General features: G+C 53.7%; 22 protein-coding genes. 15 read left to right on the plus strand and 7 right to left on the minus strand.

The window, feature by feature from the left end:
* Positions 1–27 precede the first annotated feature (27 nt).
* A complete protein-coding gene (locus UM181_11140) occupies positions 28–1,860 on the plus strand; it encodes an ABC transporter ATP-binding protein/permease (protein ID WQC61887.1) in 1,833 nt (610 codons plus the stop codon).
* A 193-nt stretch (positions 1,861–2,053) separates the two neighbouring features.
* On the opposite strand, the gene UM181_11145 is transcribed toward UM181_11140, so the two are convergent.
* Together UM181_11145 and UM181_11150 are read right to left on the minus strand one after the other, a co-directional pair.
* Positions 2,054–5,653: an efflux RND transporter permease subunit gene (locus tag UM181_11145; GenBank protein WQC61888.1), complete on the minus strand. Its 3,600-nt coding sequence runs from the start codon at positions 5,651–5,653 to the stop codon at positions 2,054–2,056.
* On the minus strand, positions 5,650–6,987 hold the full coding sequence (locus UM181_11150; protein ID WQC61889.1) for an efflux RND transporter periplasmic adaptor subunit: 1,338 nt from the start codon (positions 6,985–6,987) through the stop codon (positions 5,650–5,652). The genes UM181_11145 and UM181_11150 overlap by 4 nt, the downstream gene beginning before the upstream one ends.
* A gap of 197 nt (positions 6,988–7,184) precedes the next feature.
* Between UM181_11150 and UM181_11155 the strand changes: the two genes are divergently transcribed.
* From UM181_11155 to der, 3 genes are read left to right on the plus strand one after another with little or no spacing between them, the layout of a single operon-like run.
* A complete protein-coding gene (locus tag UM181_11155; GenBank protein WQC61890.1) occupies positions 7,185–7,847 on the plus strand; it encodes a hypothetical protein in 663 nt (220 codons plus the stop codon).
* 48 nt (positions 7,848–7,895) lie between these two features.
* Entirely contained in the window at positions 7,896–9,194 is a 1,299-nt protein-coding gene (locus tag UM181_11160; protein WQC61891.1) for a PQQ-binding-like beta-propeller repeat protein, read from the plus strand.
* Positions 9,195–9,241: 47 nt separating this feature from the next.
* The gene (gene der, locus UM181_11165) at positions 9,242–10,681 is read left to right on the plus strand and encodes a ribosome biogenesis GTPase Der (GenBank protein WQC61892.1); all 1,440 of its coding nucleotides are present in this window, start codon (positions 9,242–9,244) and stop codon (positions 10,679–10,681) included.
* 19 nt (positions 10,682–10,700) lie between these two features.
* Here der and serS read toward each other — a convergent pair whose 3' ends face one another.
* Entirely contained in the window at positions 10,701–11,993 is a 1,293-nt protein-coding gene (gene serS / locus UM181_11170) for a serine--tRNA ligase (GenBank protein ID WQC61893.1), read from the minus strand.
* Positions 11,994–12,175: 182 nt separating this feature from the next.
* Here serS and yajC point away from each other — a divergent pair, with 182 nt between their 5' ends.
* The 7 genes from yajC to ccmB are packed head-to-tail and all read left to right on the plus strand — an operon-like array spanning position 12,176 to position 17,565.
* Positions 12,176–12,460: a preprotein translocase subunit YajC gene (gene yajC / locus UM181_11175; GenBank protein ID WQC61894.1), complete on the plus strand. Its 285-nt coding sequence runs from the start codon at positions 12,176–12,178 to the stop codon at positions 12,458–12,460.
* 48 nt (positions 12,461–12,508) lie between these two features.
* Complete coding sequence (gene secD, locus UM181_11180) at positions 12,509–14,158, plus strand: protein translocase subunit SecD (protein ID WQC61895.1); 1,650 nt, start codon at positions 12,509–12,511, stop codon at positions 14,156–14,158.
* A 2-nt stretch (positions 14,159–14,160) separates the two neighbouring features.
* The gene (secF, locus tag UM181_11185; protein WQC61896.1) at positions 14,161–15,120 is read left to right on the plus strand and encodes a protein translocase subunit SecF; all 960 of its coding nucleotides are present in this window, start codon (positions 14,161–14,163) and stop codon (positions 15,118–15,120) included.
* Positions 15,120–15,875 (plus strand): sulfite exporter TauE/SafE family protein, encoded by a 756-nt coding sequence (locus UM181_11190; GenBank protein WQC61897.1) that lies wholly within the window; start codon positions 15,120–15,122, stop codon positions 15,873–15,875. The genes secF and UM181_11190 overlap by 1 nt, the downstream gene beginning before the upstream one ends.
* Before the next feature lie 9 nt (positions 15,876–15,884).
* Positions 15,885–16,268, plus strand: coding sequence for an Mth938-like domain-containing protein (locus UM181_11195; protein WQC61898.1), 384 nt, complete (start codon positions 15,885–15,887; stop codon positions 16,266–16,268).
* Positions 16,269–16,273: 5 nt separating this feature from the next.
* Positions 16,274–16,912, plus strand: coding sequence for a heme ABC exporter ATP-binding protein CcmA (gene ccmA / locus UM181_11200; protein WQC61899.1), 639 nt, complete (start codon positions 16,274–16,276; stop codon positions 16,910–16,912).
* Positions 16,909–17,565 (plus strand): heme exporter protein CcmB, encoded by a 657-nt coding sequence (gene ccmB / locus UM181_11205; protein ID WQC61900.1) that lies wholly within the window; start codon positions 16,909–16,911, stop codon positions 17,563–17,565. The genes ccmA and ccmB overlap by 4 nt, the downstream gene beginning before the upstream one ends.
* 110 nt (positions 17,566–17,675) lie before the next feature.
* Here the strand turns inward: ccmB and UM181_11210 are convergent, their stop codons facing one another.
* Positions 17,676–18,746, minus strand: coding sequence for a PLP-dependent cysteine synthase family protein (locus tag UM181_11210; GenBank protein WQC61901.1), 1,071 nt, complete (start codon positions 18,744–18,746; stop codon positions 17,676–17,678).
* A 252-nt stretch (positions 18,747–18,998) separates the two neighbouring features.
* On the opposite strand from UM181_11210, the gene UM181_11215 reads away from it, so the two are divergent.
* Genes UM181_11215 through UM181_11225 form a run of 3 tightly spaced genes read left to right on the plus strand, consistent with a single transcriptional unit; the run spans position 18,999 to position 20,408 of the window.
* Complete coding sequence (locus UM181_11215; GenBank protein WQC61902.1) at positions 18,999–19,727, plus strand: heme ABC transporter permease; 729 nt, start codon at positions 18,999–19,001, stop codon at positions 19,725–19,727.
* Positions 19,727–19,876, plus strand: a complete 150-nt coding sequence (ccmD, locus tag UM181_11220) for a heme exporter protein CcmD (GenBank protein WQC61903.1) — start codon at positions 19,727–19,729, stop codon at positions 19,874–19,876. The genes UM181_11215 and ccmD overlap by 1 nt, the downstream gene beginning before the upstream one ends.
* The gene (locus UM181_11225) at positions 19,869–20,408 is read left to right on the plus strand and encodes a DsbE family thiol:disulfide interchange protein (GenBank protein WQC61904.1); all 540 of its coding nucleotides are present in this window, start codon (positions 19,869–19,871) and stop codon (positions 20,406–20,408) included. Before ccmD ends, UM181_11225 begins: the two co-directional genes overlap by 8 nt.
* 125 nt (positions 20,409–20,533) lie before the next feature.
* On the opposite strand, the gene acnA is transcribed toward UM181_11225, so the two are convergent.
* Positions 20,534–23,221 (minus strand): aconitate hydratase AcnA, encoded by a 2,688-nt coding sequence (gene acnA, locus UM181_11230; protein ID WQC61905.1) that lies wholly within the window; start codon positions 23,219–23,221, stop codon positions 20,534–20,536.
* 208 nt (positions 23,222–23,429) lie between these two features.
* Here acnA and UM181_11235 point away from each other — a divergent pair, with 208 nt between their 5' ends.
* Positions 23,430–24,140 (plus strand): DUF1223 domain-containing protein, encoded by a 711-nt coding sequence (locus UM181_11235; GenBank protein WQC61906.1) that lies wholly within the window; start codon positions 23,430–23,432, stop codon positions 24,138–24,140.
* On the opposite strand, the gene UM181_11240 is transcribed toward UM181_11235, so the two are convergent.
* Both UM181_11240 and UM181_11245 read right to left on the minus strand, forming a co-directional pair.
* Positions 24,104–25,021, minus strand: coding sequence for a lysophospholipid acyltransferase family protein (locus UM181_11240; protein ID WQC61907.1), 918 nt, complete (start codon positions 25,019–25,021; stop codon positions 24,104–24,106). The genes UM181_11235 and UM181_11240 overlap by 37 nt on opposite strands.
* Positions 25,022–25,094: 73 nt before the next feature.
* Positions 25,095–26,165 carry a FliG C-terminal domain-containing protein gene (locus UM181_11245; GenBank protein ID WQC61908.1) on the minus strand — a complete coding sequence of 357 codons (1,071 nt, stop codon included), beginning with the start codon at positions 26,163–26,165 and terminating at the stop codon, positions 25,095–25,097.
* Positions 26,166–26,373: the final 208 nt, after the last annotated feature.

Below are 26,373 nucleotides of genomic sequence, written 5' to 3' on the forward strand. Positions count from 1 at the left end.
CCAAAACCGTGTTAAAGGATATGTTCCATGTCACCCAGCATAAAATCTGACCGAGAGCTTAATCAGGAAGAAAAGCGCTCGGCTCTGCGCACCATCCGGCGCGTCGGCCCCTATCTGTGGCCGCGGGATAATTCAGCGGTTAAAACCCGCTTAATCGTATCGATGCTGTTGCTGGTGCTGGCAAAGCTCATTTCGGCTGGAACGCCTTTTTTATATGGATATACGGTTGATAGTCTGGTGTCGCCCGACGCGTCCTTATTCGTGATTGGTGCGATTGGATTGATTGTTGCTTATGGACTGGCGCGGGTGCTTAGCAATGGCTTTCAGCAATTGCGCGATGTGGTATTTGCCCCGGTTGCGCAGCGCGCGCTGCGCTCATTGGCGCTGGAAACATTTCAGCATATTCACAATCTGTCGATGCGCTATCATATCACGCGGCGCACGGGTGGCCTTAGCCGGATTATCGAACGGGGTGTCAAGGGCGTTGAGTTTCTGCTGCGCTATTTGGTGTTTTCAATCGGTCCCTTGGCGTTAGAGCTGGTTTTACTTTCGGTCTTTTTGCTGTGGAAACTGGATTTATGGTATGTTTTGGTGCTGTTCGGCACGATTGCGGTCTATGTTTGGTTTACCTTTAAAGTCACCGAATACAGGGTGAAATTGCGCCGAGAAATGAACGAACAGGATACAGATGCGGCGCAAAAAGCCATCGACAGCCTGTTGAATTTTGAAACTGTTAAATATTTTGGCGCCGAAGCGCGCGAGGCAAAACGCTATGATGCGGCGATGGCCGGCTATGAAGCCGCTGCGTTGAAAACCAGTTATTCGCTGGCGGCGTTGAATTTTGGTCAAGCGCTTCTGATCACGGCTGGATTGACGATTGTGATGGTGATGGCGGGCTTACAAGTGCGCGCTGGTGCGCTCACCGTGGGTGATTTTGTGATGGTCAATGCGGTGATGATCCAAATCACCATGCCGTTGAATTTCTTGGGCACAGTGTATCGGGAAATACGTCAGGCCTTGGTCGATATGGGCCAGATGTTTGATCTTTTAGAGCAACCAAAAGAAATCACCACGAAGCCGGGAGCACCTGATCTGAAGGTCACCGGGGGCAACATTTCGCTGCGCAATATCGCATTTTCATATGAAGCGGGTCGGCAAATTTTGCGCGATGTGTCGCTCGATATTCCAGCCGGTCAGACCGTTGCAATCGTGGGCTCATCCGGATCGGGAAAATCAACCATTGGACGACTTTTATTTCGGTTTTACGATGTCACGGGGGGGGCGCTCAGCATCGACAATCAAGATGTGCGCGATGTGACGCAAAGCAGTTTGCAAAACGCGATCGGAGTGGTGCCGCAAGACACGGTGCTGTTCAATGATACAATTCTATACAACATCGCCTATGGGCGCGATGGGGCCAGCCGCGCGGATGTAGAGCAGGCCGCTCGCGATGCCCAGATTCACGCGTTTATCCAATCTTTGCCCGAGGGGTATGATACCGTTGTAGGAGAGCGCGGGCTGAAGCTGTCGGGCGGTGAAAAGCAACGGGTAGGGATCGCGCGTACGCTTTTGAAAAACCCTCCTATTTTATTGTTGGATGAAGCCACAAGCGCGTTAGACAGCGAGACTGAGCATGAAATTCAAGGCGCTTTGGCGCAAGCGGGCCTTGGACGCACGGTGATTGTGATTGCGCATCGTCTGTCAACCGTCGCCGAAGCCGATATGATTGTTGTGCTCGAGAATGGGGTGGTTGTTGAAACCGGCAGGCATGAGGCATTGCTTGCCAAAGCCGGCCGCTATTATGATTTATGGATGTTGCAAAGCGCTGAGCAAGACAGCGATCAACGCGCCCAAGCGTGAGGCTGCTTGGGTGAGCGGAGGCACGCGTCGGTTTTGCTGGGTAAGCTGACGGAATGGCATTTCGGCGCACCGGCTTGGCGCGAAAAATACCTCAATTAGCTGCACATAGCGTTCCCGCTTGATCACGCGCGCTTGGTTGCCCAAGCAGCGGCGTTTGCAATGCTAAAGGCACCTTGCTCAGGTGCAGCCCGCCTTACTCGGCGGCTTGCAATCCATCAGCTGATTTGCCGGTCGCGGTTTTTTTAAGCTTTTGGGCGACGGGCGTATCGATGAGGTCATCCCAGATAATTTCTGGTTGTTTGAGGCGTTTTGCCATGCGATTAAGCGCCCAGTCGCGCGCAATATCGGCTTGCCGTGACACGCCGAGCACGGCCAGCGCCCGCGCGATCCAAACGATATAGGTAACCACCCAATAGCGCGCGGCCAACAAAGAGGGGGTAAGCAGCAAGGTGAGAACCGTCGCGATACCCAGCCCGAATACCACCGCCGTGGCCAGTTGTTTCCACCAAAGCGCGGTCGGGCTGTCGATAGAATAGCCGCCATTGATAAAATCAAGGCTCAGCCCAAACATCATTGGCGCCAATCCGGCCATGGTCGTGATGGTGGTGAGCAAAACAGGTCTGATGCGCTGTTCGGCGGTTCTGATAATGGCTTCGATGCGCGGCATATAACGAGAGAGTTCTTGGTAGGTGTCGATCAAAACAATGTTGTTATTCACAACGATGCCCGCCAGGGCAACGATTCCCGTACCGGTCATGATGATCGAAAAGGCCTGCTGCATCACCAGCATCCCAATCAGAACGCCAACCGTTGATAACACCACGGCCAGCAACACGATGAACGAATTGAAAAAGCTATTGAACTGCGCCAGTAGAATAATGAACATCAAGGCCAAAGCCGCGATGAAAGCTTTCGATAAAAACGCTTGGCTTTCGGCTTCATCCTCTTGATCCCCGGTCCATTCCCAACTGACACCTGGTGGAAGCGGGTTGGCCTCTAAATAGCGGGTAAGAAAAGCAATCCGTTCATTGGCATTGATCAAAATGTCTTTTTCAACCCCAGCGGCGTCCGTTTCACTGCGCGACAATCCGGGCAGTACGCCGGCTTTGATGTCAAAATACCTTTTTTGATCAATGCGATTGATTTCAGCCAGTTTTTGAACCGGCTGGCGGGTGATGAAATTCGACAGGGGCACCAATCCCTCTCGGGTGCGCAATTTTAAACCGTCAAGCGTGCTGAGCACGCGGTCTTTTTCGGGAAGGCGCACGCGGATCTCAATTTCTTCATCGCTGGTTTCCACGCGCATCGTATCTAGCAAAATTCCGCGGGTGACCAATTGCACCATGGCCCCAACCGTGGCCACATCGGCGCCATAGCGCCCTGCTTTTTCAACATCGACGTCAATTTGCCAATCAATGCCGGGCAGGGGCCGCGTGTCTTCCACCAAAGTCAGCCCTTCGGTTTGGTCAAATACGTTTCGCATTTCTTGGGTGACGCGCAGCAATTCGGGCCAATTATCCCCCGTAAGCCGCAAATGCACCGGTTTATTGCTGGCCGGTCCGCGTTCGATCCCGAGCACTTCTATTTGGATGCCCGGCAGCTCTTCAAGCGCTGCTATCAGCTCTTTCATGATCAGATTGCCGTCAAGCTCGGGGCGATCCCGGCGGTTTTCCCATGGGATGGTTTCAAGCTGAATTTGCGCAATCGTGTCTTTGGGCTTTTCAGCGCCCGAGGTGTTTTGATTTAACCCACCCGCCCCGGCGAAGGCAAAGACCGATTCAACCCCCGGATGGGCCAGAACGATTGCTTCAGCTTCTTTGAGAATCCGGTCTTTTTCGGGTAAAGACAGGTTGCCGCGGGCCTTCACATAAACAATCGCTTGCTCGGGTTCGGATTCGACGAAAAATTCCACCCCTCGATTGTTTTCGCCAAAATACTCAAAGACCGAAAAGGCAAAGAAAAACACGCCGAAGATCATCACCAGCGGCATTATCGGGTTCGCGACCATCAGCTTAACCAAAAATCCAAAATTGGTACGTCGATAGCCTGAGCGTACCTTTTTTGCTGCGCGGTGAATTTTGGCGGCGCCCATGGCGACCGAGGCGGCAAATGCCGCCAAAAGGAACATAAGCGCTCCGGGCAAGGCTGCCAGGGCGCCCATACTGGCCGCGTCTAGCCCAAAAAGATAATCTGGATTGACGGTTTGCATCGCGCCAAGGAACATCGCGTAAATGCACACAGGCACCAAAGCCGCGCGCAGGATCCAAGGCAGGCGCGCGCGCAGCACCGCCGCCGCGCCATCAAAGCCGCGACCCATACGCCCTGACACCCCCCCGACCACCGGCAAATAGACCAAGGCAACGATCAAAGATGCTGAAAGAACAAAGATCAAAGTGACGGGTAACATGCCCATGAATTGTCCAGGAACGCCCGGCCAAAACAGCATTGGCAAAAAGGCGCATAAGGTTGTAGCGGTTGAACTGACCACCGGCCAGAACATGCGTTTGGCGGCCTCTACATAGGCGCGCATTGGCCCTTCGCCTTCGGTGATGCGCTTATCGGCATATTCCACCACGACGATTGCCCCATCCACCAGCATGCCCACCGCCAAAATAAGGCCGAACATCACAATGTTTGAGATCGTAATGCCCATAACCGCGAGCAGAACGAAGCAGAGTAGAAACGATGTGGGTATTGCAAAGCCCACCAAAAGCGCGGCCCGCGTTCCCAAAGATGCCAGCACCACGATCATCACCAAAGCGATGGCCGTGAGCACCGAGCCTTCAAGCTGCGACACCATGCTGGCCACCACGCGCGATTGATCGTTTGAGCTACCAATATCCACCGCCGCGCGCAGCTCTGGGGGCCAGGTAGTCTCTGCTTCTTCAATCAGGGCGCGGATCGCCGCGGCAGTTTTGATTAAATTAAAGCCTTTGCGTTTCACCACTTGCAACGCCACGGTTGTTTCGCCGTTATAGCGCGCGGTTCCCACGCGGTCTTCAAAGGTCAGACGAATATCCGCCAAATCGCCCAGCGTGATGACGCGGTCACCATTGGTTTTGACGGGCAAATTGTAAATATCGCGCGGCTCGTCAAAGCTTGAGGGGATCTTGACCGAAAACGAACCTTGCGCGGTATCAACTTCACCCGCAGCGATCAATTGGTTGTTGTTACGGACCACCGAAATAAGCTCTCCCGCGGTGACATTATAGGCCTCTAACCGCAACGGATCGATCACAACTTCCATCATTTCCTTGCGATTTCCGGCGATCACCGCCTCTAGAACCGCATCCATACCTTCGATCTCTTCCTGTAGATCTTCGGCGATGCGCGTCATCGTGCGCTCTGGCACATTGCCGGTAAGATTCACGATAATGATCGGAAATTCAGAAAAATTTATTTCATTGATCGAATATTTTTCGGCGCCTTCGGGAAACAAAGCTTCCGCCGCATTCATCGCATCGCGGGCATCGGCCATGGTTTTGGCTTTATCCCAGCCAAATTCGAATTCGATTGCCACACCGGCATAGTTTTCCGCGGCGGTTGCGGTCATTCTTTTTAACCCGTCCAGGTCCGCCAATTCGGTTTCTATTGGCCGCACCAAAAGCGCTTCACTATCGGCGGCGGAAATGCCCGGAAAAACCACCGAAACGAACAGCACAGGGATTTCGATGTCGGGCTCGCCCTCTTTTGGCAATGTGGTATAGGCAAAAATGCCCGCCGTCAGCGATAACGCAATCATCGCAAGGATCATGCGGGCGCGTTCAGCGGCCCAGTCAACGAGGCCGGTCATTGAAGAGCCTCACGATAGCTTGGCGCGACAAGAACGCCGCTATTCACGTATTCCTGGCCCACCAGAATAACCGTTGCTTGATTTGGCAAGCCTTTCAACCAAGCCCCTTCAGCGGTATCGCGCAACAACGTGACGGGGGCGAAATCAGCCCGGTTTTTTTCGTCGATGAGGCGTACGCCTAGGCGCCCGTCATCGTTCAGCGTCAAGGCAGATTGGGGCAGTAAATGCGCCATTGTCCCCTCTGAGGCCACCATAATTTCCGCTGTTTGGCCATCGCTTATGGACAAGTTTGGGTTGGGAACATCAATATCAATTCGAAACGTTCGGGTGAGCGTATCGGCCGAGCGCGATACAAAGCTCACTTCGCCTACCACCTCTTGACCCGAAATCAGCTTGCTGCGCGCTTTGGCCCCCAGCGCAACGCGGGCGATATCGGTTTCGGGGACATATCCGACCAGTTTGATAGGATCCAATTGGATGATCGTGGCGCATAAGGCACCGGGCTGCATCAGACTGCCCAGCTCGGCACTATCAGTTTCAAGAAGGCCTTCAAAGGGGGCCTTTAAGGTTAATTTATCAATCTCTTGCTCGGCGACCGCCACGCCAGCTTCGGCGCTTTCAATCAAAGAACGGGTGGTGCTGAACGCCGCCTTGGCTGCCGCGATGCGCGCTTCGGCTGTGCGCATACTGGCTTCTGCTGCCGCAACACGGGTCTCCGAGGCAAAGCCGCCTTTTGATAGCTTTTCGGCCGCATTAAGGTTGATTTCGGCTTCTTGCTGCTTGGCTTGTGCTTCGGTGAGGTTCGCCTGATTGCCCGCAACCTTGCCGCGCGCCTCGGCCAGCCGTGCCTTTGCATCTGTGAGCTGCGCGTTGCGGGTGCCGGGGGCCAGTTGACATAGAATATCGCCTTTGGTTATTTGGCTGCCCTTGCGTAACGGCTCCGAAATTATTTGACCCGTGGTTTCTGCGCGCAGTTCGACTTGCCGCGCCGCCTCGGTTTGCCCGCGTAAAATCACCGCGCTGTCTAATTCAACGGCTTGGGATTTGATTGCAATCACTTTGATTGCCAGATCCTGCTCGGCTTCTTCACCCTCTTGCGCCTTTTGCTGCGCTTGTGCGGTGGCTGGCTGTTGGGTTTCAGCGATGTTTGTCAGCTCATCGCCGGGCGTCACCTTGGCGGCGTTGACCTCTGCCTGATCGGTGGGAAGGGCTGCATCGAGCAAGGTTTCAATTGGGGCCCCTTTTGAGACTTTAATGACCGCGTCGCGCTCAAAAACCAGCAGATATAGCGCCCCTGCTACAATAATAGCGGATAATAATGATATCACGCGCATACTCAAAAACTCCTACTTATACAGAACACTCAAAAGGGCCAATGCATGGTTTATATCCTGTGCAACACGGTATTTAGACCTTCTGATTGCAAATAGGCCTTTGTTATACATGTTGCAAGGTTTGCGCCCGTCTTTCGCTCTTGGCAGTTGCCAGAAGACAAGGTAAGACGAGGCGGTGAAGAAAAAAGAGGCATATTGTGAGTGAAACCGACAGTTTTATCGATGAAGTGAACGAAGAGGTCCGTCGCGACCGGCTCTATGCTGCGCTGCGCCGGTATGGCTGGATTGCTATTGTGGCGGTTCTGGCTATTGTCGGCGGGGCCGCTTTCAACGAATATCGACGCGCGTCGGATCTGGCGCTTGCGCAGCAGCGGGGCGATGCGATTTTGCAGGCTCTGGAATCGGATACGGGCGAAAGCCGGAGCGCCGCGTTGGGCGAGATTGCAACCGAAGGCAGCGCGGTTTCAGCGCTTGTGGGCCTGTTTCGGGCGAGCGAGCTGGTGATGATGCAAGATCCAGCCGCGGCCTCGGATGTCTTGGCCGCACTCATAGGCCAAGAAAGCATCTCGGGCGACTATAGCGATTTGGCTCTGTTCAAACAGCTGCTTTTGGAAGGAAGTGGACTGGATGCATCAGCGCGCCGCTCTGGTTTTGAGCAATTGTCAGCTGCGGGCAATCCTTTGCGGCTGCTTGCGCAAGAGCAATTGGCGTTGTTGGATCTTCAAGAGAATGACGAGACTGCAGCCGTAAAGCGGCTAAGAGATTTGTTGCAGGATGCGGAGATGACGCAGAATTTACGGCAACGGTTAGGCCAACTGATGGTTGCGTTGGGGCAAGACCCTAACGCACTGGACGGTTAAACTGGTGGCCGAGCAGTGATGCAGGTAATCCGCCATAGGTTCGGTATAATGTCAGCGCTTCTGTGCAGCATTGTGTTGGCGGGCTGCAGTGACCGCGAGGTCATCTTGCCGGGCAAGCGAGAGCCGATATTAACCTCAGAGGCATCGGCAACTGATGGTGCCGGCGCCCTAGCGGCCCCCAAAGCCTTCGCGATGCCAACGCAAAAAAACAATGTGGCTTGGCCGCAAGGCCACGCAAGCCCATCTACGCAGGTTGTTCATGCGGCCTTATCCGCGGCACCAAAGCCGCTTTGGGCGCTTAGTGTTGGAACCGGCGATCGGGCTCGAAACCGGATCACAGCAGATCCGATTGTGGCCGAAGGCATCGTTTTTACCTTGGACAGCCTCTCTGTGTTGACCGCAACATCCGCCGCCGGACGCCGGCTTTGGTCGCGTGATTTGACGCCGACCTCTGAGCGCGCGGGCGATGCTGATGGTGGCGGAATTGCTTATGGCGATGGTGTTGTTTTTGTGTCCACTGGGTATGGGGTGCTGCATGCGCTTGATCCCAAGAACGGCAGCGCGCTGTGGAAGCAAGAGCTCAAAGGCTCGGGCAATGGGCGGCCCAGTTATTTTGACGGCGTTGTCTATTTGGTCAGCCAAGATTCGGTGGCTTGGGCGATCGAAGCTGCAACCGGGCGAATTCGCTGGCAATTGGACCATCTGAACGATGTTAATAATATGAGCGGGTCAACGGGGCCTGCGATATCGGAAAAATTGGTAGTATTTGGCTTTGGTGCGGGGGATTTACAAGCTGCCTTTCGGGGCGGAGGCCTGACCCTTTGGAACGCGACCTTGGCCGGTGGGCGCAGTGGCCGCGCGGTGGCTACGATTGATGATATCGCGACAAGCCCGGTGATCAGTGGTTCGACAGTTTTTGCAGCGAACACTTCGGGGCGGATTGCCGCGATGCGCCTTGATAGTGGTGCGCGCCTGTGGACAGCGCCTTTTGGCGCTAGATCGCCGCTTTGGCCGGCTGGAGGCTCGCTGTTCTTTGTGAATGACTTAGGTCAATTGATGCGGTTGGATGCAACCGATGGCTCAAAAGTTTGGTCGGTTGATTTACCTGGCTTTGTGTCACTGGCGCAAAGAAAAAGTAAAGATGTGGTGACGCATCACGGGCCGGTTTTGGCCGGTGGGCGGTTGCTGCTTGCCTCGGGAGATGGGTTGTTACGCCAATTTGACCCCGAAACCGGCGCCGAGCGCAGCGCCATCCGCCTTGGATCGGGCGCGACGGCCAATCCGATTGTTGCCGATGGTATCCTGTATATCTTGTGCAGAGATGGTAAGTTAAGGGCCTATCGCTGAACCACTAGGTGGTGTAACAGCGTTCAGGCCGCTTTTTGGAGCAAAAAATGAGTTTTTCACTTGCCATTGTTGGCCGACCCAATGTCGGTAAATCAACGCTGTTCAATCGCCTTGTTGGCAAACGGTTGGCGTTGGTTGATGATCAACCCGGGGTCACGCGTGATTTGCGCGAAGGCGAAGCGCGTCTTGCCGATCTGCGCTTTACGGTGATTGACACGGCGGGTCTGGAAGAAGTGACCGACGATAGTTTACAGGGCCGTATGCGGCGCTTGACCGAACGCGCTGTGGATATGGCGGATATCTGTTTGTTTATGATTGATGCGCGCGTTGGTGTGACCCAAACCGATGAAATGTTTGCCGATATCCTGCGAAAACGCGCGAAACATGTGATTTTAGGTGCCAATAAAGGCGAAGGTTCTGCCGCAGATGCTGGTGTTCTTGAGGCTTGGGCTTTGGGTCTTGGCGAGCCATTGCGCTTATCGGCTGAACATGGCGAAGGGATGACCGATCTGCTTAGATGTTTGATGCCATTGGCCGATGACTTCAAAGAGCGCGCGCAGGATGAGGCGGCCGAAACGGATATTGATATCGAAGAATCTGACGCTGAGGATGCGTATCGCGCCCCCACAGCGAGCAAGCCGTTGCAAGTGGCGGTTGTCGGGCGTCCAAATGCTGGAAAATCCACCCTCATTAACCAGATTTTGGGAGAAGATCGTTTGTTAACCGGCCCAGAGGCTGGCATCACCCGCGACGCGATTTCGCTACAAATTGCTTGGGGCGGCGTGCCGACGCGGGTCTTTGATACCGCTGGCATGCGCAAAAAAGCGAAGGTTCAGGATAAGGTCGAAAAGCTATCTGTGAGCGATGGATTGCGCGCGGTGAAATTTGCTGAGGTTGTGGTTGTTTTATTGGATGCGGCGATTCCCTTTGAGCAGCAGGATTTGCGGATTGCAGATCTGGCAGAACGCGAGGGCCGCGCGGTGATCGTGGCGATCAACAAATGGGATATCGAAGATCAAAAGCAGCAAAAATTGAAAGATTTGAAAGACTCCTTTGAGCGCCTTTTGCCTCAATTGCGCGGCGCCCCCTTGATCACAGTATCCGCCAAAACAGGCAAAGGCTTAGACCGTTTGCAAGCTGCGATCATGAGCGCGCACCGGGTTTGGAACCGCCGCGTCAGCACCGCGAACCTTAACCGTTGGTTAAGCGGCATGGTAGAGGCGCATCCCCCCCCGGCACCTAATGGGCGCCGGATCAAATTACGCTATATGACCCAGGCCAAAACGCGCCCTCCGGGGTTTATCGTAATGTGCTCGAATCCGGATAAAATGCCGGAAAGTTATTCGCGCTATTTGGTCAATGCGTTGCGCGTGGATTTTGACATGCCCGGAACGCCGATCCGGCTCACTTTGCGCTCACAGGCGGATAAAAACCCCTATAAAGATCGCAAGAAATCTGCGCCCTCGCGCTTGAAAAAACATTTGTAGCGATTGGCGCTGGCGGCGCCTATATCAGTTGGCCTTCAGCACCTAGACTTGTTTTCCCGCCCAGATAGGGATGCAGCACCGCCGGCAATGCTACCGATCCATCGCTTTGCTGGCCATTTTCAAGCACGGCAATCAAACAGCGCCCCACCGCCAGTCCAGATCCATTTAAGGTGTGCAAAAAGGCTGGTTTACCGCCCTCGGCGGGTTTGAACCTTGCGTTCATACGCCGGGCTTGAAACGCGCCGGTCGTCGAAATCGAGCTGATTTCGCGATAGGTGTTTTGCCCCGGTAACCAGGCCTCTATATCATAGGTGCGCTTGGCGCCAAACCCCATATCTCCAGTGCAGAGCAGCATGGTTCGATAGGGAATATTCAGCTGTTCCAGAAGATCTTCGGCGCAGCGCAGCATCCGTTTTTGCTCGTCATCAGACCTCTCTGGATGGGTGATTGACACCATTTCTACTTTTTCAAACTGGTGTTGGCGCAGCATGCCAGAGGTGTCTTTGCCCGCGCTGCCCGCTTCAGAACGGAAACAAGCCGTATGCGCTGTCATCCGGATCGGCAACGCACTTTCATCTAATATATCGCCTGCGACAGAATAGGTTAAGGTGACCTCTGAGGTGGGAATCAGCCACCAGCCATTGGTGGTTTGATAGCTGTCTTCCCCGAATTTGGGCAGTTTATCCGTGCCATACATAGCGTCATCGCGCACCAGAACCGGGGTTTGCATTTCGGTTAACCCATTTTGATCCACATGCGTGTCGAGCATGAATTGCGCCAGAGCGCGATGAATTCGCGCCACGCCCTTTGACAGGTTCACAAACCGGCTACCGCTGGTTTTCGCCGCTGTTTCAAAATCCATAGCTGCGGCAACCGCGGTGATATCGAAATGCTCTTTTGGCGCAAAAGAAAACGCAGTGGGCGTGCCCCATCGAGCGATTTCAACATTCGCGGTTTCATCGCGGCCTTCGGGCACATCCTCGGCGGGCAGATTGGCAATCCGGGCCAAGCGATCGGTCAATTGCGCATCTAGATCTTTGGCCGCGTTTTGCATCGCGGCAACCTCGGCCTTTTTGGCGGCAACCAAGGCCCGCAAGCGCTCAAATTCGGCGTCATCGCCGCGGCCCTTTGCAGCGCCCACCTCTTTTGAGGCTTTGTTTTGCTCGGCCTGTGCACTCTCTGCGGCCTGAATTCTTGCGCGCCGCGCCTCGTCAAGCGCCAAAAGGTCTGAGGAAACCGGTGCATCGCCTCGGCGCGCAAGCGCGGCATCAAACGCACTGGGGTTTTCACGGATGGTGCGAATATCGTGCATGGCAGGCTTCCTTTGGTTCGTGACTCGCGTGCCCGCTCTTATGCACCAGTTGCGCGGCCAAGTGTAGAGGGGTTTGAGGATGTATTTGTTCAAGTTCTTGCGCTTATGCGGGGCCGATCCCTTGCAAAGCGTTGGACCAGCGCATAGGTTCCGCCAAACACGCAGCCAGACAGGAAATCATTATGGACGCCATTGCTCAATTTGTACCGTTAATTCTTATTTTTGCGATCATGTATTTTCTGCTGATCCGCCCGCAGCAAAAGAAGGTGAAAGAACATCAGGCGATGGTTGGTGCCGTGCGCCGCGGGGATCAAGTGGTCACGCAAGGCGGCTTGATCGGAAAAGTGACAAAAGTAAAAGAAGACAATGAGCTCGAAGTTGAAGTTGCTGATGGTGTGAAGGTCAGAGTTGTGCAAAGCACGCTTGCCGATGTGCGCAGCAAAACAGAGCCCGCGAATGACGCTTAAGCGCCGATAAAGCGTTTGACGATCGCAAAAGTTTAGAGGGAACCGACTATGTTACAAATTGATCTGTGGAAACGGATCGTTATTTGGGGGCTTTGCATTATCGGTTTGTTCCTTGCCCTCCCGAATGCGTTTTACACCCGTGTTGAAGGCTATAATGATACCAAAGCTGGGTTGATATCTGCCGAGTCCGCGCAAGACAGCTTCGCCTGGCCAAGCTTTTTACCCGCGTCTTTGGTGAATTTGGGTCTTGATTTACGCGGCGGTGCGCATCTTTTGGCGGAAGTTCAGGTTGAGGATGTCTATGCGGCCCGCATGAAAGCGCTGTGGCCGGAACTGCGCGATGTGTTGCGCGCTGAAAGGGCAAAGATCGGCACGATCCGTCTGCAAAAAGGTGCCGCCGATCAATTGCGGGTGAAAATCTCACAAGCGGAACAGATTGCCCATGCGGTTTCTGCCGTAGAGACACTGAGCAAACCCGTCGTTTCTCTAAGCAATGCCGGTGCGCGTGACCTTGAGGTCACCAGCGATGGCGATACCGTGATTGTTACTCTGTCCGAGGCCGAGCGTGCGCTCACCGATCAGCGCACCTTGCAGCAAGCTTTGGAAATCATCCGGCGCCGCGTTGATGAAGTGGGCACGCGGGAACCAACTATCCAGCGCCAAGGGGCCCGGCGGGTGCTAATTCAAGTGCCGGGCATCGGCTCGGCGTCAGAATTGAAAGACTTGATTGGGACAACCGCGCAACTGACCTTCCAGCCGGTGATCTCGCGCAGCGGCAATCCTGATGTTGATCCAGGATATGGCAATGAGGTGCTGCCCGATCTGACCGATGCCGACCAGTTTTATGTGCTTGAAGCGGCCCCTGTTGTGACAGGTGAAGATCTGGTTGATGCGCAGCCTAGCTTTGATCAAAATGGACGTCCTGCGGTAAATTTTCGTTTCAATCCATCGGGCGGGCGCCGCTTTGGGGATTATACGGCTGACAATATTGGTAGCCCTTTCGCGATCGTTTTAGACGGCGAAGTGATCAGTGCGCCAACGATCCAAAGTCACATATCCGGAGGCTCTGGGATTATCACGGGTAATTTTTCCGTTGAAGAAAGTACCAATTTGGCGGTGCTATTAAGGGCAGGCGCGCTGCCCGCAGGGTTGGAGTTTTTAGAGGAACGCACGATTGGGCCCGAGCTTGGCGCCGATAGTATTCGAGCTGGTAAAATCGCTTGTATCGTTGCGTTTGCGGCTGTACTGGTCTTCATGGTTCTCAGCTATGGGCTGTTCGGCTTATTCGCCAATGTGGCCTTGATCGTGAATGTGGGTCTGATTTTCGGACTTCTTAGCCTGGTCGGCGCAACGCTGACCCTACCCGGGATTGCGGGTATCGTGCTGACCATTGGGATGGCGGTAGATGCGAATGTTTTGATCTTTGAGCGCATCCGAGAAGAACTTGTATCCGCCAAAGGCCCCGCGCGTGCGATTGAATTGGGCTATGAAAAAGCCCTGAGCGCCATCATTGATGCAAATATTACAACCTTTATCACAGCGGTCATTTTGTTCGTGATGGGATCGGGTCCGGTACGTGGCTTCTCAATCACGCTTGGCTTGGGTATTTTGACCTCTGTCTTCACCGCAATCTTCGTGACCCGCCTATTGGTGGTGATGTGGTTTGAGCGGCGTCGACCCAGAACATTGGAGGTGTAAAAATGCGCCTAAGACTCGTTGCTAAAAATACAAATTGGGATTTTTTCGGGAAAACCAAAATGTCGCTGGCGGTGTCTGCGATCTTACTGATTGTTTCTTTGATCTCTTTCTTGATGCAAGGATTGAATTTCGGAATCGATTTTCGTGGTGGCACAACGATCCGGACCCAAAGCGCGCAAATGGTAGATGTTGCGGCCTACCGCTCTGCCCTGGGACAATTGAACCTGGGCGATGTTACCATCTCTGAAGTCTATGATCCCAGTTTCCAAGATGATCAAAACGTGGCGATGATCCGCATCCAAGCCCAAGATGGCGAAGAATCCGTGTCTGCCGATATCATTCAAAATGCCTTGGCAGCGTTGCAAGGTGAAGCGCCTGATATTGCGTTTGTTTCGGTTGAAAGCGTGGGGCCAAAAGTGTCGGGTGAGCTGGTTCAAACAGCCGCTTTGGCAGTGATTTTAGCAATCGTGGCGGTGTTGATTTATATTTGGTTGCGCTTTGAGTGGCAGTTTGCGCTGGGCGCTGTTGCGGCGTTGGTGCATGATGTGTTGCTCACGATAGGGGTATTTTCGGTGGTTCAGATCAAGTTTGATTTGGCGATTATTGCGGCGTTGCTCACCATTGTTGGATATTCACTGAATGATACGGTGGTGGTGTTTGACCGCGTGCGCGAGAACCTGCGTAAATATAAGAAAAAAGTTCTGCAAGACGTTTTAAACCTGTCTATAAATGAAACGCTGAGCCGTACATTGATGACCTCTGTCACAACTTTGCTAGCGCTGATCGCGCTTTTTGTGTTGGGCGGAGATGTCATCCGTGGGTTCGTTTTTGCGATGATCTGGGGCGTTTTGGTGGGCACTTACAGCTCGGTATTCGTGGCCTCTGTGATGCTGTTGCGCCTTGGGGTAAAGCGCGATTGGTCTAAACCCAATGCTGAAGCAGGGACACAGGTGCCCCAATAATGCTGTCCGCCGGGCTCGCCGAGGCGGTCGCGTTAGATGGGTTGATATGGCTGGTCTTGGCCGCGTTTCTGGCTGGTTTGATCCGTGGCTTTTCAGGGTTTGGTTCTGCGATGGTTTTTCTTCCGGTTGCAGGGCAATTTGTATCACCGATCTGGGCGCTCTCGATTTTGGCGGTGATGGATTTATTCGGGCCTTTGCCATTATTGCGCGCCGCGAGCAAGAAGGTGATGCGCGCCGATCTATTTCGCTTGATCTCAGCAATGCTGCTTGTGCTGCCGCTGGCGCTTTGGGTGCTCAGCCGCAGCGAGCCAATTTTATTTCGTTATCTGGTCTCGGGCTTGACACTTGCCTTATTGGCTTTGCTTTTAAGTGGGCTGCGTTTGCCTGCTAACCTGCCCAAGCCGCTATTATATATGGTGGGAGCTATTTCTGGCGCGACGGGGGGATTGGCAGGGCTGCCTGGCCCGCCGATGATTTTTTATTTTATGGCCAGCCCTTATGCGGCGGATCGCGTGCGGGCCAATACGTTGATTTATCTATTCTCGTTTGATGTTTTAATCTTGATGGTGATGATTTTGGGCGCATATCTGCAGTTTGTTCCAATTCTCATCGGGCTGATGCTGGCCGCGCCCATCGCTTTGGGCAATTTGGCAGGAGCCAAGATTTTCAATCCCGAATACGAAAAGCTCTACCGCATCATAGCCTTTTGTCTGATCGCATTTTCTGCCATACATAGCATGCCAGTTTGGGAATAGGGGCGCGCCATGCGGTTAAATGAAATCAGTTATAATGATGCCAGCCCGATTGATGGGTATGGGCCGGGCTTTTTTCGCGTTGGCGGCAAGGTGCATCATGATGCGCTTTTGCTCAGTGGCGCGGGCACCAGCGCTTGGGCTGGTTTCGAAGATGTGGTTCAAATTCTATCACTGGCGGGTCAAATAGACGTGCTGCTTGTTGGGACAGGGGCAGAAATCTCATACATCCCGGCCGATTTTCGCAGGCCCTTGGAAGAGGTTGGCATTGGGGTTGAAGTGATGAGCAGCCCGTCGGCCTGCCGGACATATAATATTTTATTGTCCGAGGGGCGCCGCATTGCGGCCGCGCTTTTGCCCGTGGATAAGGCCGATCAAGCCGCTGATCAGATTTAAGCGCCATGGCGGTGTCGGAAAATCCTATTTTGCGAGTGGAAGATGTCAGCGTGGCGCGTGGTGGTCAGCTGTTGTTGAAACATATAGCCTTTGCTGTTCAGCCGGGCGCCGCCTTAATTTTAAAAGCGCCAAACGGCTTTGGAAAAACAACTTTGTTGCGCGCCCTTGCTGGTTTGCAGCCAGTGTTGTCAGGGCAGGTGCATTTGGATCCCGACACAGCTGTTTACGCCGGACATACGGATGGTTTGAAGCCCACATTATCGGTTGCGGAAAACCTACGCTTTTGGGCAGATATTTTTGGAACGCAGACGATCACGGATAGCCTGAGGCTTTTCGGATTAGAGGCGCTGCAGACGCGCCTTGCAGGCAGTTTATCCGCGGGGCAGAAACGCCGCCTTGGGCTGTCACGGCTGTGGCTTGCCAAAAGGCGCGTGTGGTTATTAGACGAGCCGACCGTTTCGTTGGATCAACAGGCGGTGGGGCAATTTGCGGCTATGGTTGGCGCGCATCTTCAGGCAGGGGGCGCGGCAGTTATTGCCACGCATATCGATCTGGGCTTGGATGCGCGGGCGCAAATCTTGGATTTGGCACAGTTCAAGGCCAAGGGCGCAGCGCTGGAACGCGCAGATGAGGCTTTTTTATGAAGGCGCTTTTGCTGCGGGATCTTCGGCTATCAATCCGAGCCGGGGGCGGTTTTGGGCTTGGTTTGGCGTTTTTCTTAATTTTGATTCTATTGGTTGCCTTTGGGCTTGGGCCAAATCCGGCATTGCTGTCGCAAGCGGCAGCCGGATTGTTGTGGCTTGGGGCTTTATTGGCCTGCTTGCTGTCGCTCGATCGCATCTTTGCTTTGGATTTTGAAGATGGGTCTTTGGATTTACTGGCAACCGCACCCATTCCCTTAGAGGCCGTTGCAGCTGTTAAAGCCCTGGCGCATTGGCTGACCACCGGCTTGCCACTGGCATTCATTGCGCCCCTGCTTGGTTTGATGTTGGATCTGCCGGTTGCAGGGTTTCCCTGGTTGATGGGCTCGTTGCTGCTGGGCACGCCCGCGCTCAGTATCATCGGCACTTTTGGCGCAGCATTGACCGTAGGGTTGAAACGCGGCGGGCTGCTCTTGTCACTTTTGGTTTTACCGCTTTACGTCCCGACGTTGATTTTTGGTGCAGAGGTGGCGCGGCGCGGGGTAGAGGGCCTTCCGCTTGCCACGCCGGCGCTGCTGCTCGCGGGTATTTCGTTGGTCTCGATGGCATTGTTACCGATCGCGGCGGCGGCGTGTTTGCGTATCAATCTGCGCTAATCACAAGCTGTTTATCGGCAGCTTGCCACGCCGCGTTGCGTGGGCAGGCTGCCCGGCAGGCTTGGAAGTCCCGGCAGGCTTTGCAAGCCCGATTGACCTGCTTGACCTAGCTACTCCATTTGCGCTGTTGGGGTAGAGCGGGAAATTGCTTCTTCTTCTGCGTTCATTTCTGCTTCAATCGATTCAAAAAGCGGCGTGCTCATATAGCGCTCGCCGGTATCTGGCAGCATGCATAAAATCACCGATCCCGCTTTGGCGCTTTGGGCAATTTGCATCGTGATGGCGAAGGTCGAGCCGCCTGAAATACCGGTAAGAATACCTTCCTGTTTGGCAAGTTTTTGTGCCCAGGCAACCCCGTCAGCGCCATTCACGGGCAACAATTGGTCATATGATTTTTTATCTATGGTTTCTTGCAGAACAAGTGGAATGAAATCGGGGGTCCAGCCTTGAATGGGATGGGGCTCCCAGGCGGGATGGCCGTTTTGTGGCGCGCCATTTGCGTGCCGCTCTTGCGCGATATCGCTGGCCAGTAAGGCAGCATTTGCCGGCTCGGTTAAGATAATCTTGGTTTTGGGCCGGGCGGATCTCAAGCCGCGCGCCACGCCCGAAACCGTGCCACCCGTGCCATAGCCCGTTACGAAATAATCCAGTCGCTCATTTTCAAAATCAGCGATGATTTCGCGGGCGGTGGTGTGCTCGTGAATATCGGCGTTGGCCTTGGTTTCAAATTGCTGCGCTAAGAACCAGCCATTGGCTTTGGCCAACTCTGCGGCTTTATTATACATGCCCATGGCTTTTTGTGCTCGCGGTGTCAGCACCACTTTTGCACCTAGCATGCGCATCAGTTTGCGTCGCTCAATTGAAAAGCTATCGGCCATGATAACCACCAAAGGATATCCCTTTTGGGCGCAGGCCATCGCAAGGCCGATGCCTGTATTGCCGCTGCTGGCCTCTACCACTGTTTGCCCTGGTTGCAACCGGCCTTCGCGTTCTGCAGCTTCCAATATATTCACCGCCAAACGGTCTTTTACCGATCCTGCCGGGTTAAAAAATTCGGCTTTTACGTAAATTGTAACGCCCTCGGGCGCCAAATTATTGATGCGAATGCAAGGTGTGTTGCCGATCGTGTCCAGAACAGAACCATATAGCTGGCCGCGACCATTTGTACTGCGGATTGTCATGTTATTTCCTTTTTTCCTTAGGCTATTCTGCGCCGGTGAAGTTGACAATATGAATAGTTTTGCGGGCTTGCAAAAGAAACAGCGCTGCTGAAATATTCCGCTTTGATGCGCCATCAGATATTCATATTGGGGTCTGGCAGCGGGTTTGAAATTATCTTAAGGTTTCTCAGGCCGCTAACGCCAAGAAACAGAAACCGTCGGCTTGTGCCGGCGTCACAGGGATAAAGCCCGCCGTGATAGGATGGAAATAAAATGTCACTTTGGGAATATGCGAACCCCGTAAAATTTTTGGGTGCCTCAACGCGAATACTGCCATTTATTGCGATTGGGGCCGCGGCCTGTTTGAGCATTGGGCTGGTATGGGGGTTTTTCTTCACGCCGGATGATTATCGCCAAGGCTCGACGGTTAAGATAATTTATTTGCACGTACCCTCTGCCTTGATGGCGATTAATGCGTGGTTCATGATGCTTGTGGCCTCGTTGATTTGGTTGGTCCGGCGTCATCATGTAAGCGCTTTGGCCGCCAAAGCGGCAGCGCCGGTGGGCGTGGCGATGACGTTGATCGCCTTATTCACCGGTGCAATCTGGGGCCAGCCGATGTGGGGCACGTATTGGGCTTGGGATCCGCGGCTCACCTCGTTTTTAACCTTATTCCTGTTTTACCTTGGCTATATGGCGCTGTGGCGGGCGATTGAACGCCCGGATACCGCGGCTGATCTGACCTCTGTTTTGTGTATTGTGGGATCCGTCTTCGCGGTTTTAAGCCGATATGCGGTTAATTTTTGGAGCCAAGGATTGCACCAAGGGGCATCTTTGTCATTGGATAAAGAAAAGCATGTCTCGGATGTATTTTACCAACCTTTGCTGTTTTCAATCGCGGGGTTTGTTCTGCTGTTTTTGGCCTTGGTGTTGGTGGGCACGCGTACGGAAATTCGATTGCGTCGGGCGCAAGCCCTGCGCGCGCGACAGGAGGCAGTGTGATGCCGGAGCTTGGAAAATATGCAGCGGCAGTGTTATCTGCCTATGGGGTGTCTTTGGGTATATTGGCGCTTTTGATCTTTGGAATATTGCGCAGAAATACGCGTGCTTTGGCCGAGTTAGAGGCCGCTGAAAGTCAGCGCGATGGGTAAAACCCCTTGGTTGCTGTTTCTGCCGCCGCTGATTTTCTTAGGATTGGCGCTGCTGTTTTACACCGGAATGCAGCGAGAAGACCCGAACCGCTTGCTTTCGACGTTGATTGGCCAAGCTGCGCCGCCAATCACGCCTGCGCGCTTATCGAATTTTCCAGAATTTGAACAAAGCCAGCTGGTTTCAGGTGGCGTAACCTTGGTGAATTTCTGGGCCAGTTGGTGCCCGCCTTGCCGCGCCGAACACCCCAAACTGCTGGAAATGGCGGGGGCCGGTATGCCAATAATAGGGGTGAATTTCAAGGATGACGCGGGGAATGCAGCCGCGTATCTGGCCAAGGACGGTAATCCGTTCCGCGCGGTTGCCTTCGATCCTGCGGGGCGCACTGCGATAGATTGGGGGGTCACCGCGCCGCCAGAAACCTTTATTTTGGATGCAAAAGGCACCGTGCTGTTCCGCTTTGCAGGGCCTTTGGTCGGAAGCGATTATGCGCAGCGGTTTGTGCCCGCCTTGCAGCAGGCGCTGGGTCAATAAGCCAGTTTGCGCCAAAGCGGCCGACTTCGTAGGCAAAGTAAAAGAGGCTGGTCTTGCGCGCTGTCATTAGTGATTATTGCAAGGAAAACCCGCGGCAGCGCTAAAGGCCCCGCCGCGGACAAAATTTAAGCGGCTTTCGCCAAGTTTCTCAGAACGTAATGCAGCACGCCGCCATGCTCGATATATTCCACTTCAATCGCGGTATCGATCCGGCATTTCAACGAAATTTCTTTCACGCTGCCATCCGCGAAGGTGATATGGCAGGGTAATTCCTGCAAGGGTTCAACGCTGTCCAACCCTGTGATTGTAACGGTTTCTTCGCCGGTTAAGCCCAGCGATTTGCGCGTGTCTCCGTTGGTGAACTCTAAAGGAATAACGCCCATACCAACCAGGTTTGAGCGGTGAATACGCTCAAAGCTTTCCGCAATCACGGCTTTTACGCCGAGCAGGGCCGTGCCTTTTGCCGCCCAGTCGCGGCTTGATCCTGCGCCATATTGTTCACCGCCAAACACCACCAGCGGGGTTTCGTTATTTTGATATTCCATCGCAGCATCAAAAATAGCGCTTTTCTCACCATCGGGGCCTTTGGTATATCCGCCCTCAACCCCATCAAGCATTTCATTCTTGATCCGGATATTGGCAAATGTGCCGCGCATCATGATTTCATGATTGCCCCGGCGCGAGCCATAGCTGTTGAATTCGCGCACGGGCACCTGCCGTTCGATCAGGTATTGACCGGCGGGGGTGGTGTCTTTGAACGAGCCCGCCGGACTGATGTGGTCGGTGGTGATCATATCGCCCAAAATTGCAAGTACTTTGGCGTTTTCAATATTCGTAATCACGCCTGGTTCCGGGCTCATGCCCTGAAAATAGGGCGGGTTCTGAACATAGGTTGAACTGGCGGGCCAATCGTAGGTTTGGCTTTGCGTCGTATCTACGCCCTGCCATTTTTCATCGCCCTTGAACACATCTGCATATTTGGATTGGAAGGCCTCACGCGTGACCGTGCGCTCGACCAGCTCTGCAACTTCTTGCGAGCTTGGCCAGATATCTTTCAAAAAGACGTCTTGGCCATTTTTATCTTGCCCCAAAGGCTCGCTTGATAAATCGATATCCATCGTGCCGGCCAGCGCATAGGCGACCACAAGCGGCGGTGAGGCCAAGTAATTGGCGCGCACATCTGGCGAAATACGCCCCTCAAAATTTCGGTTTCCTGAGAGGACCGCAGTTGCAACCAGATCCCCTTCGGCAATGGCTTGGCTGATTTCAGGCTGCAAGGGGCCTGAATTGCCGATGCAGGTGGCGCAGCCATAGCCCACCAAGTTAAACCCAACTGCATCCAGATCTTTTTGCAGATCTGCCGCTTCCAGATAGGCGCTCACGACTTGCGATCCAGGCGCGAGCGATGTTTTCACCCAAGGCTTGCGATTCAGTCCCAAAGCCGCCGCTTTGCGGGCCACCAATCCTGCTCCGATCATCACGTAAGGATTGGAGGTGTTGGTGCAAGAGGTGATTGAGGCAATAACCACTTTGCCAGAGCGCATGGTATACTCTTCGCCCTCAACGGCAATTTCTTTATCCATCGGCCGCTGGAACGTGTCTTTCATTTCAGAGCTAAAGGCGGCTTTTGCCGCGTTCAGCGCCACAAAATCTTGTGGGCGTTTGGGCCCTGAAATGGCGGGCACAATCGTGCCCATATCCAAATGCAACGTATCGGTATAAATCGGTGCGTATTCCGCGTCGCGCCAAAACCCGTTTTCCTTTGCATAGGCTTCCACTAAAGCAATACGATCCTCATCGCGCCCGGTATTGCGCAGGTAGCGTAAAGTTTCGTCATCGATGGGGAAGAAGCCGCAGGTGGCACCATATTCTGGTGCCATATTGGCAATCGTTGCCCGATCCGCCAGCGGCAGGCGATTTAGGCCCTCGCCATAAAACTCAACAAATTTGCCAACCACGCCTTTCGCACGCAGCAATTCCACCACTTTTAGAACCAAATCAGTGCCTGTTGTACCTTCCAGCATAGCCCCGGTTAATTCAAATCCAACCACTTCGGGGATCAGCATCGAGACGGGCTGTCCCAGCATCGCCGCTTCGGCTTCGATACCGCCAACACCCCAGCCTAACACCGCCATGCCATTGACCATCGTGGTATGGCTATCCGTGCCCACCAATGTATCAGGATAGGCGACTTCATCACCGTTTTGGTCAGTATCACTCCAAACGGTTTGGGCCAGATATTCGAGGTTTACCTGATGGCAAATCCCCGTTCCGGGGGGAACAACGCGGAAATTGTTAAACGCGTTTTGGCCCCATTTCAAAAAGGTATAACGCTCCATATTGCGTTCATATTCGCGATCCACGTTCATTTGAAAGGCGCGGGGATTGCCAAATTCATCAATCATCACCGAATGGTCGATAACCAGATCAACTGGGTTCAGCGGATTAATTTTTTCTGCATCGCCGCCCAAAGCCACCAATCCATCGCGCATCGCGGCCAAATCGACAACGGCTGGAACACCGGTGAAATCCTGCATCAGAACGCGGGCCGGGCGATAGGCTATTTCGCGCGGGTTTTTACCACCATTCGCGCCCCATGTTGAAAAGGCTTTTATATCTTCTAGTGACACGGTTTTGCCATCCTCGAAGCGCAGCATGTTTTCCAACACAACTTTTAAAGCTGCGGGCAGTTTGGAAAATTGGCCCAAGCCAGCATTTTCGGCTGCCGGGATTGAGTAATAAGAGATTGATTTCCCGTTAATACTGAGTGTTTTGCGCGTTTTGGCGGTGTCATGTCCTACGACGATGGTCATTTCTTTCCCCTTCTGCGACGGTGTGGTCACTTTGCTGCCGTGCTTTTGACCCAAGTTTTACTTCTGTTCAAGGGGGCAAAAGATAGTTTGTATGCAATTGTGTACAAATTTAAACACAAAGGTGATCCGCTGTTATCAAGTTTCAATGGTCAATTGATTTTATCTGCCGTATTTTGAGTGGGTGGAATTTGGAAAAGAGGGGCCTGCTTTGCGCGCAAGAGTGTTGAAATTCTGGCTTGGGATGTGGATGGCCTGCGCAGGTTTTGCGGTTGCACAGGATAGGCCAGCCGTTTTACTCGAGCTGTTTACTTCGCAAGGGTGTTCCTCTTGCCCTGCCGCCGATGCTTTGTTTCGCGATGTTCTCAGCAAACGTTCAGATCTATTAACGCTTTCATTGCACGTCGATTATTGGGATTATATTGGCTGGAAAGACAGTTTTGCCAAGCGTCAATTTACCACCAGACAAAAAACCTACGCGCAGCGCTCGGGGCGTAAATCGGTTTACACACCACAGGTGATTGTGAATGGTCAAGATCATGTTGTTGGTTCAAACGCAACAGCGATCAAGGATGCGGTCGCGCGGGCCGCGCAAACCCCCCGCCGCGTGGTGCTTACATTGGTTGAAGCGTCGCTTGCTATTACAGCGACGCTTAAAAGCAACGTGGATGGAACCGGCGGCCCTGTAGATGTGCTTGCATTTTATTATAAACCACAAGGAAAAGTTGCGATCCAAGCGGGCGAGAATGCTGGGCAGACGTTGACCTATTCAAATGTGGTGGTTGAGATCACGCCATTGGGTGTCTGGAACGGCAAAGGGGTATGGTCAAAAACCTTTCAACGGCGCACAGATACGCAAGTTGTCGTGGTGGCGCAGCAGGCAAATCACGGCGCTGTCTTAGCCGCGGCGCGGGCACGCTGACGGTCTGGCTTCCAGCGCCTGTGGATCCAAAACCATTGCTTGGGATCTTCTTCAATGCGCTTTTCCAAACGCTGCGTAATCTGTTGCATCATTTGCATGGGCGCATCTGGCGCGACGGGCTCTTCAAACACGATGTCAAAATCAACGCCATTGGCGCGCCGTATGCCAAAAAACGGTATCACCACAGCTTGGGCTTTTAACGCGATATCCGCCACGGACGTAACGGTTGGCGCGGGTTTTCCCAAAAACGGCAGGGGCGCACCGGCGCCATCGTAAATATCAAATAATAACACCGCCATGCCGCCTTGGCGGATGTGGCGCAGCAAGCCCAATGTGCCTTTGCGGCCTTGCTCGAATACCGGCCCTGATAAATCATGCATATTTTGGGCATAATGCTTGTTGAAATAAGGGTTGGCCATCGGTCGGTATAAGCCCCCAATTTGAAACCCTTGGGCGACCAAAGCTGCCCGTGGCGCTTCGAAATTTCCGTAATGGCCCGTGACAAAAAGAACTGGCGTGCCGCTGTCTTTTGCCGCAAGAGCCGCGGCAAATCCTGGACCGGTGATCTTGGCCTGTCCCAAGCGGTTGCGAAGCGCAAGGATATCATAATTTTCGATAAATGTTCGCCCTGCATTATCGGCAGCGCCCCGCGCAATCTTCAGTTTTTCATCCGAAGGTTTATCCGGATATATGTAGTCCAAATTGGCCAAAGCCCGTTTTTGATAGCCTGTGAGGGGGGCCAGAACACGGCGCATAAACCACCCCATAAACTGCAATCGCGTTGCCAGAGGCAGGGTGCGTGCGCAGCGGATCAAGACCCGAATAGCCAAATCTGTTAGCCATTCGGCCAAGCTGCCCGTGTGCTTTGGGTTGTCTGGCATGCGATCCCTATTCTCTGTGCATGTGGGGGGTAAATCATAAAGCGCTTGGCAGGGGCAAGCTTAACTTGCGCGATTATCGCGTTTGAGCGCTGGACATTGCGGCTTCCTCTTCGCGCCGAAAGGCGATGACGCCGCTTGTCACCAAATCTTGGATGGCTTGGACAACCGCGTTCAAAGCCGCCTCGCCTTGTTCATATTGGATTGCCTTCATATGGGCGATATCGTCCGATAGGTTCTCGGCCATCCGCCGAGGTAGGTTTTCAAGGATAAAAGTTGCCGTGGCGTTGGGCCCGGTTTTTTGTGCATAGGCCAGCGCGGTTGCAAGCTCGATGGTGTTTATGCTGCGGGTAATCTGGGAAATATCGCTGGGATGGAGCCGCTTGTGAATGTCTTTAAAGGCAAACATCACCTGCCGAACCCGATGCGCAAAGGCGGGGTCGCTTTCATCGAGACCATCTAGAACATCATCGCGCAGCACTTGCGTGGTTGCGGTTAAAATAGATCCCACCCGCTCTTCCGGCGATAGCGCGAATGCGCGATCAGGAAGGTTATCGAGCTGCGCCAAAAGGCTTTGACCGATCCGTGAAATGGCTTGCGGGGTGACATGATGGGTCATTGAAATTGCATGGCTGATTTGGCGTGCGTGTTTTCCGGGCAATTTCCCCAGCAGCGCCGCTGCTTTTGACACATCCAACTTTGAAATAATAATTGCGCTGACCTCTATGCTCTCTGCCTCGATTATGGCGATCAATTCATCGATGTCGCTGATATTCAATCGATCCCAAGGGTCTGAGAATTTGCGCACGCCGGCTTCTTTGCGCAACCGCTCTGCCGTTTCAGTGCTGATTTTGCCGTCCAGCAGGTTAAGTGTTTGCGCCGCACCGCCGCGCAAATTTAACCCGATCGAGGTGACTTCGGATGAGAATTCTTCAATCACTTCTGTTAACAGATTGCGCTCAACAAATTGTAAATTAGCCAATTCTTTTGCCAATTGTGCTTGGGCGTCGACACTGAGGTCATCGACCGGTATGTCCAAGCCACTGCGCAGCATCGCGCTGACCACGATCGCGGCTTTTTCAGCCTGACTTATTACCCGCGATGACGCCGCCACCGGGTTAGAATTATCTGTTGTTGGTTCTGACACGCGGCGCCCATCGATTGTTAGGCACCCGTTTTAGCCGGAAAACGTGAAAGGAACGCTAACTTTTGCGGCCATAAACCACAAATCACCACTCACAGATTTGGCGCAGCCCGCGGTGTTCAAATACTCGGTTTACCACCGGTTTCGGGCTTGGCCCGCGCCAATCCTGCGATCAATGCGGGCACCAAGAGCGTTTGCAACCTGACTGATT

It is taken from the genome of Alphaproteobacteria bacterium US3C007 (assembly GCA_034423775.1).
Taxonomy (GTDB): domain Bacteria; phylum Pseudomonadota; class Alphaproteobacteria; order Rhodobacterales; family Rhodobacteraceae; genus Thalassovivens; species Thalassovivens spotae.

Excerpts from the sequence above, each read along its gene's own strand:
- UM181_11145 (WQC61888.1), bottom strand. The coding sequence starts at position 5,653 with ATGACCGGCCTCGTTGACTGGGCCGCTGAACGCGCCCGCATGATCCTT.
- UM181_11215 (WQC61902.1), top strand. The coding sequence starts at position 18,999 with ATGTCACTTTGGGAATATGCGAACCCCGTAAAATTTTTGGGTGCCTCA.
- UM181_11240 (WQC61907.1), bottom strand. The coding sequence starts at position 25,021 with ATGCCAGACAACCCAAAGCACACGGGCAGCTTGGCCGAATGGCTAACA.
- UM181_11210 (WQC61901.1), bottom strand. The coding sequence starts at position 18,746 with ATGACAATCCGCAGTACAAATGGTCGCGGCCAGCTATATGGTTCTGTT.
- UM181_11160 (WQC61891.1), top strand. The coding sequence starts at position 7,896 with ATGTCAGCGCTTCTGTGCAGCATTGTGTTGGCGGGCTGCAGTGACCGC.
- der (WQC61892.1), top strand. The coding sequence starts at position 9,242 with ATGAGTTTTTCACTTGCCATTGTTGGCCGACCCAATGTCGGTAAATCA.
- secF (WQC61896.1), top strand. The coding sequence starts at position 14,161 with ATGCGCCTAAGACTCGTTGCTAAAAATACAAATTGGGATTTTTTCGGG.
- ccmB (WQC61900.1), top strand. The coding sequence starts at position 16,909 with ATGAAGGCGCTTTTGCTGCGGGATCTTCGGCTATCAATCCGAGCCGGG.
- acnA (WQC61905.1), bottom strand. The coding sequence starts at position 23,221 with ATGACCATCGTCGTAGGACATGACACCGCCAAAACGCGCAAAACACTC.
- secD (WQC61895.1), top strand. The coding sequence starts at position 12,509 with ATGTTACAAATTGATCTGTGGAAACGGATCGTTATTTGGGGGCTTTGC.
- UM181_11190 (WQC61897.1), top strand. The coding sequence starts at position 15,120 with ATGCTGTCCGCCGGGCTCGCCGAGGCGGTCGCGTTAGATGGGTTGATA.
- UM181_11195 (WQC61898.1), top strand. The coding sequence starts at position 15,885 with ATGCGGTTAAATGAAATCAGTTATAATGATGCCAGCCCGATTGATGGG.
- UM181_11140 (WQC61887.1), top strand. The coding sequence starts at position 28 with ATGTCACCCAGCATAAAATCTGACCGAGAGCTTAATCAGGAAGAAAAG.
- UM181_11150 (WQC61889.1), bottom strand. The coding sequence starts at position 6,987 with ATGCGCGTGATATCATTATTATCCGCTATTATTGTAGCAGGGGCGCTA.
- UM181_11225 (WQC61904.1), top strand. The coding sequence starts at position 19,869 with ATGGGTAAAACCCCTTGGTTGCTGTTTCTGCCGCCGCTGATTTTCTTA.
- yajC (WQC61894.1), top strand. The coding sequence starts at position 12,176 with ATGGACGCCATTGCTCAATTTGTACCGTTAATTCTTATTTTTGCGATC.
- ccmA (WQC61899.1), top strand. The coding sequence starts at position 16,274 with ATGGCGGTGTCGGAAAATCCTATTTTGCGAGTGGAAGATGTCAGCGTG.
- serS (WQC61893.1), bottom strand. The coding sequence starts at position 11,993 with ATGCACGATATTCGCACCATCCGTGAAAACCCCAGTGCGTTTGATGCC.
- ccmD (WQC61903.1), top strand. The coding sequence starts at position 19,727 with ATGCCGGAGCTTGGAAAATATGCAGCGGCAGTGTTATCTGCCTATGGG.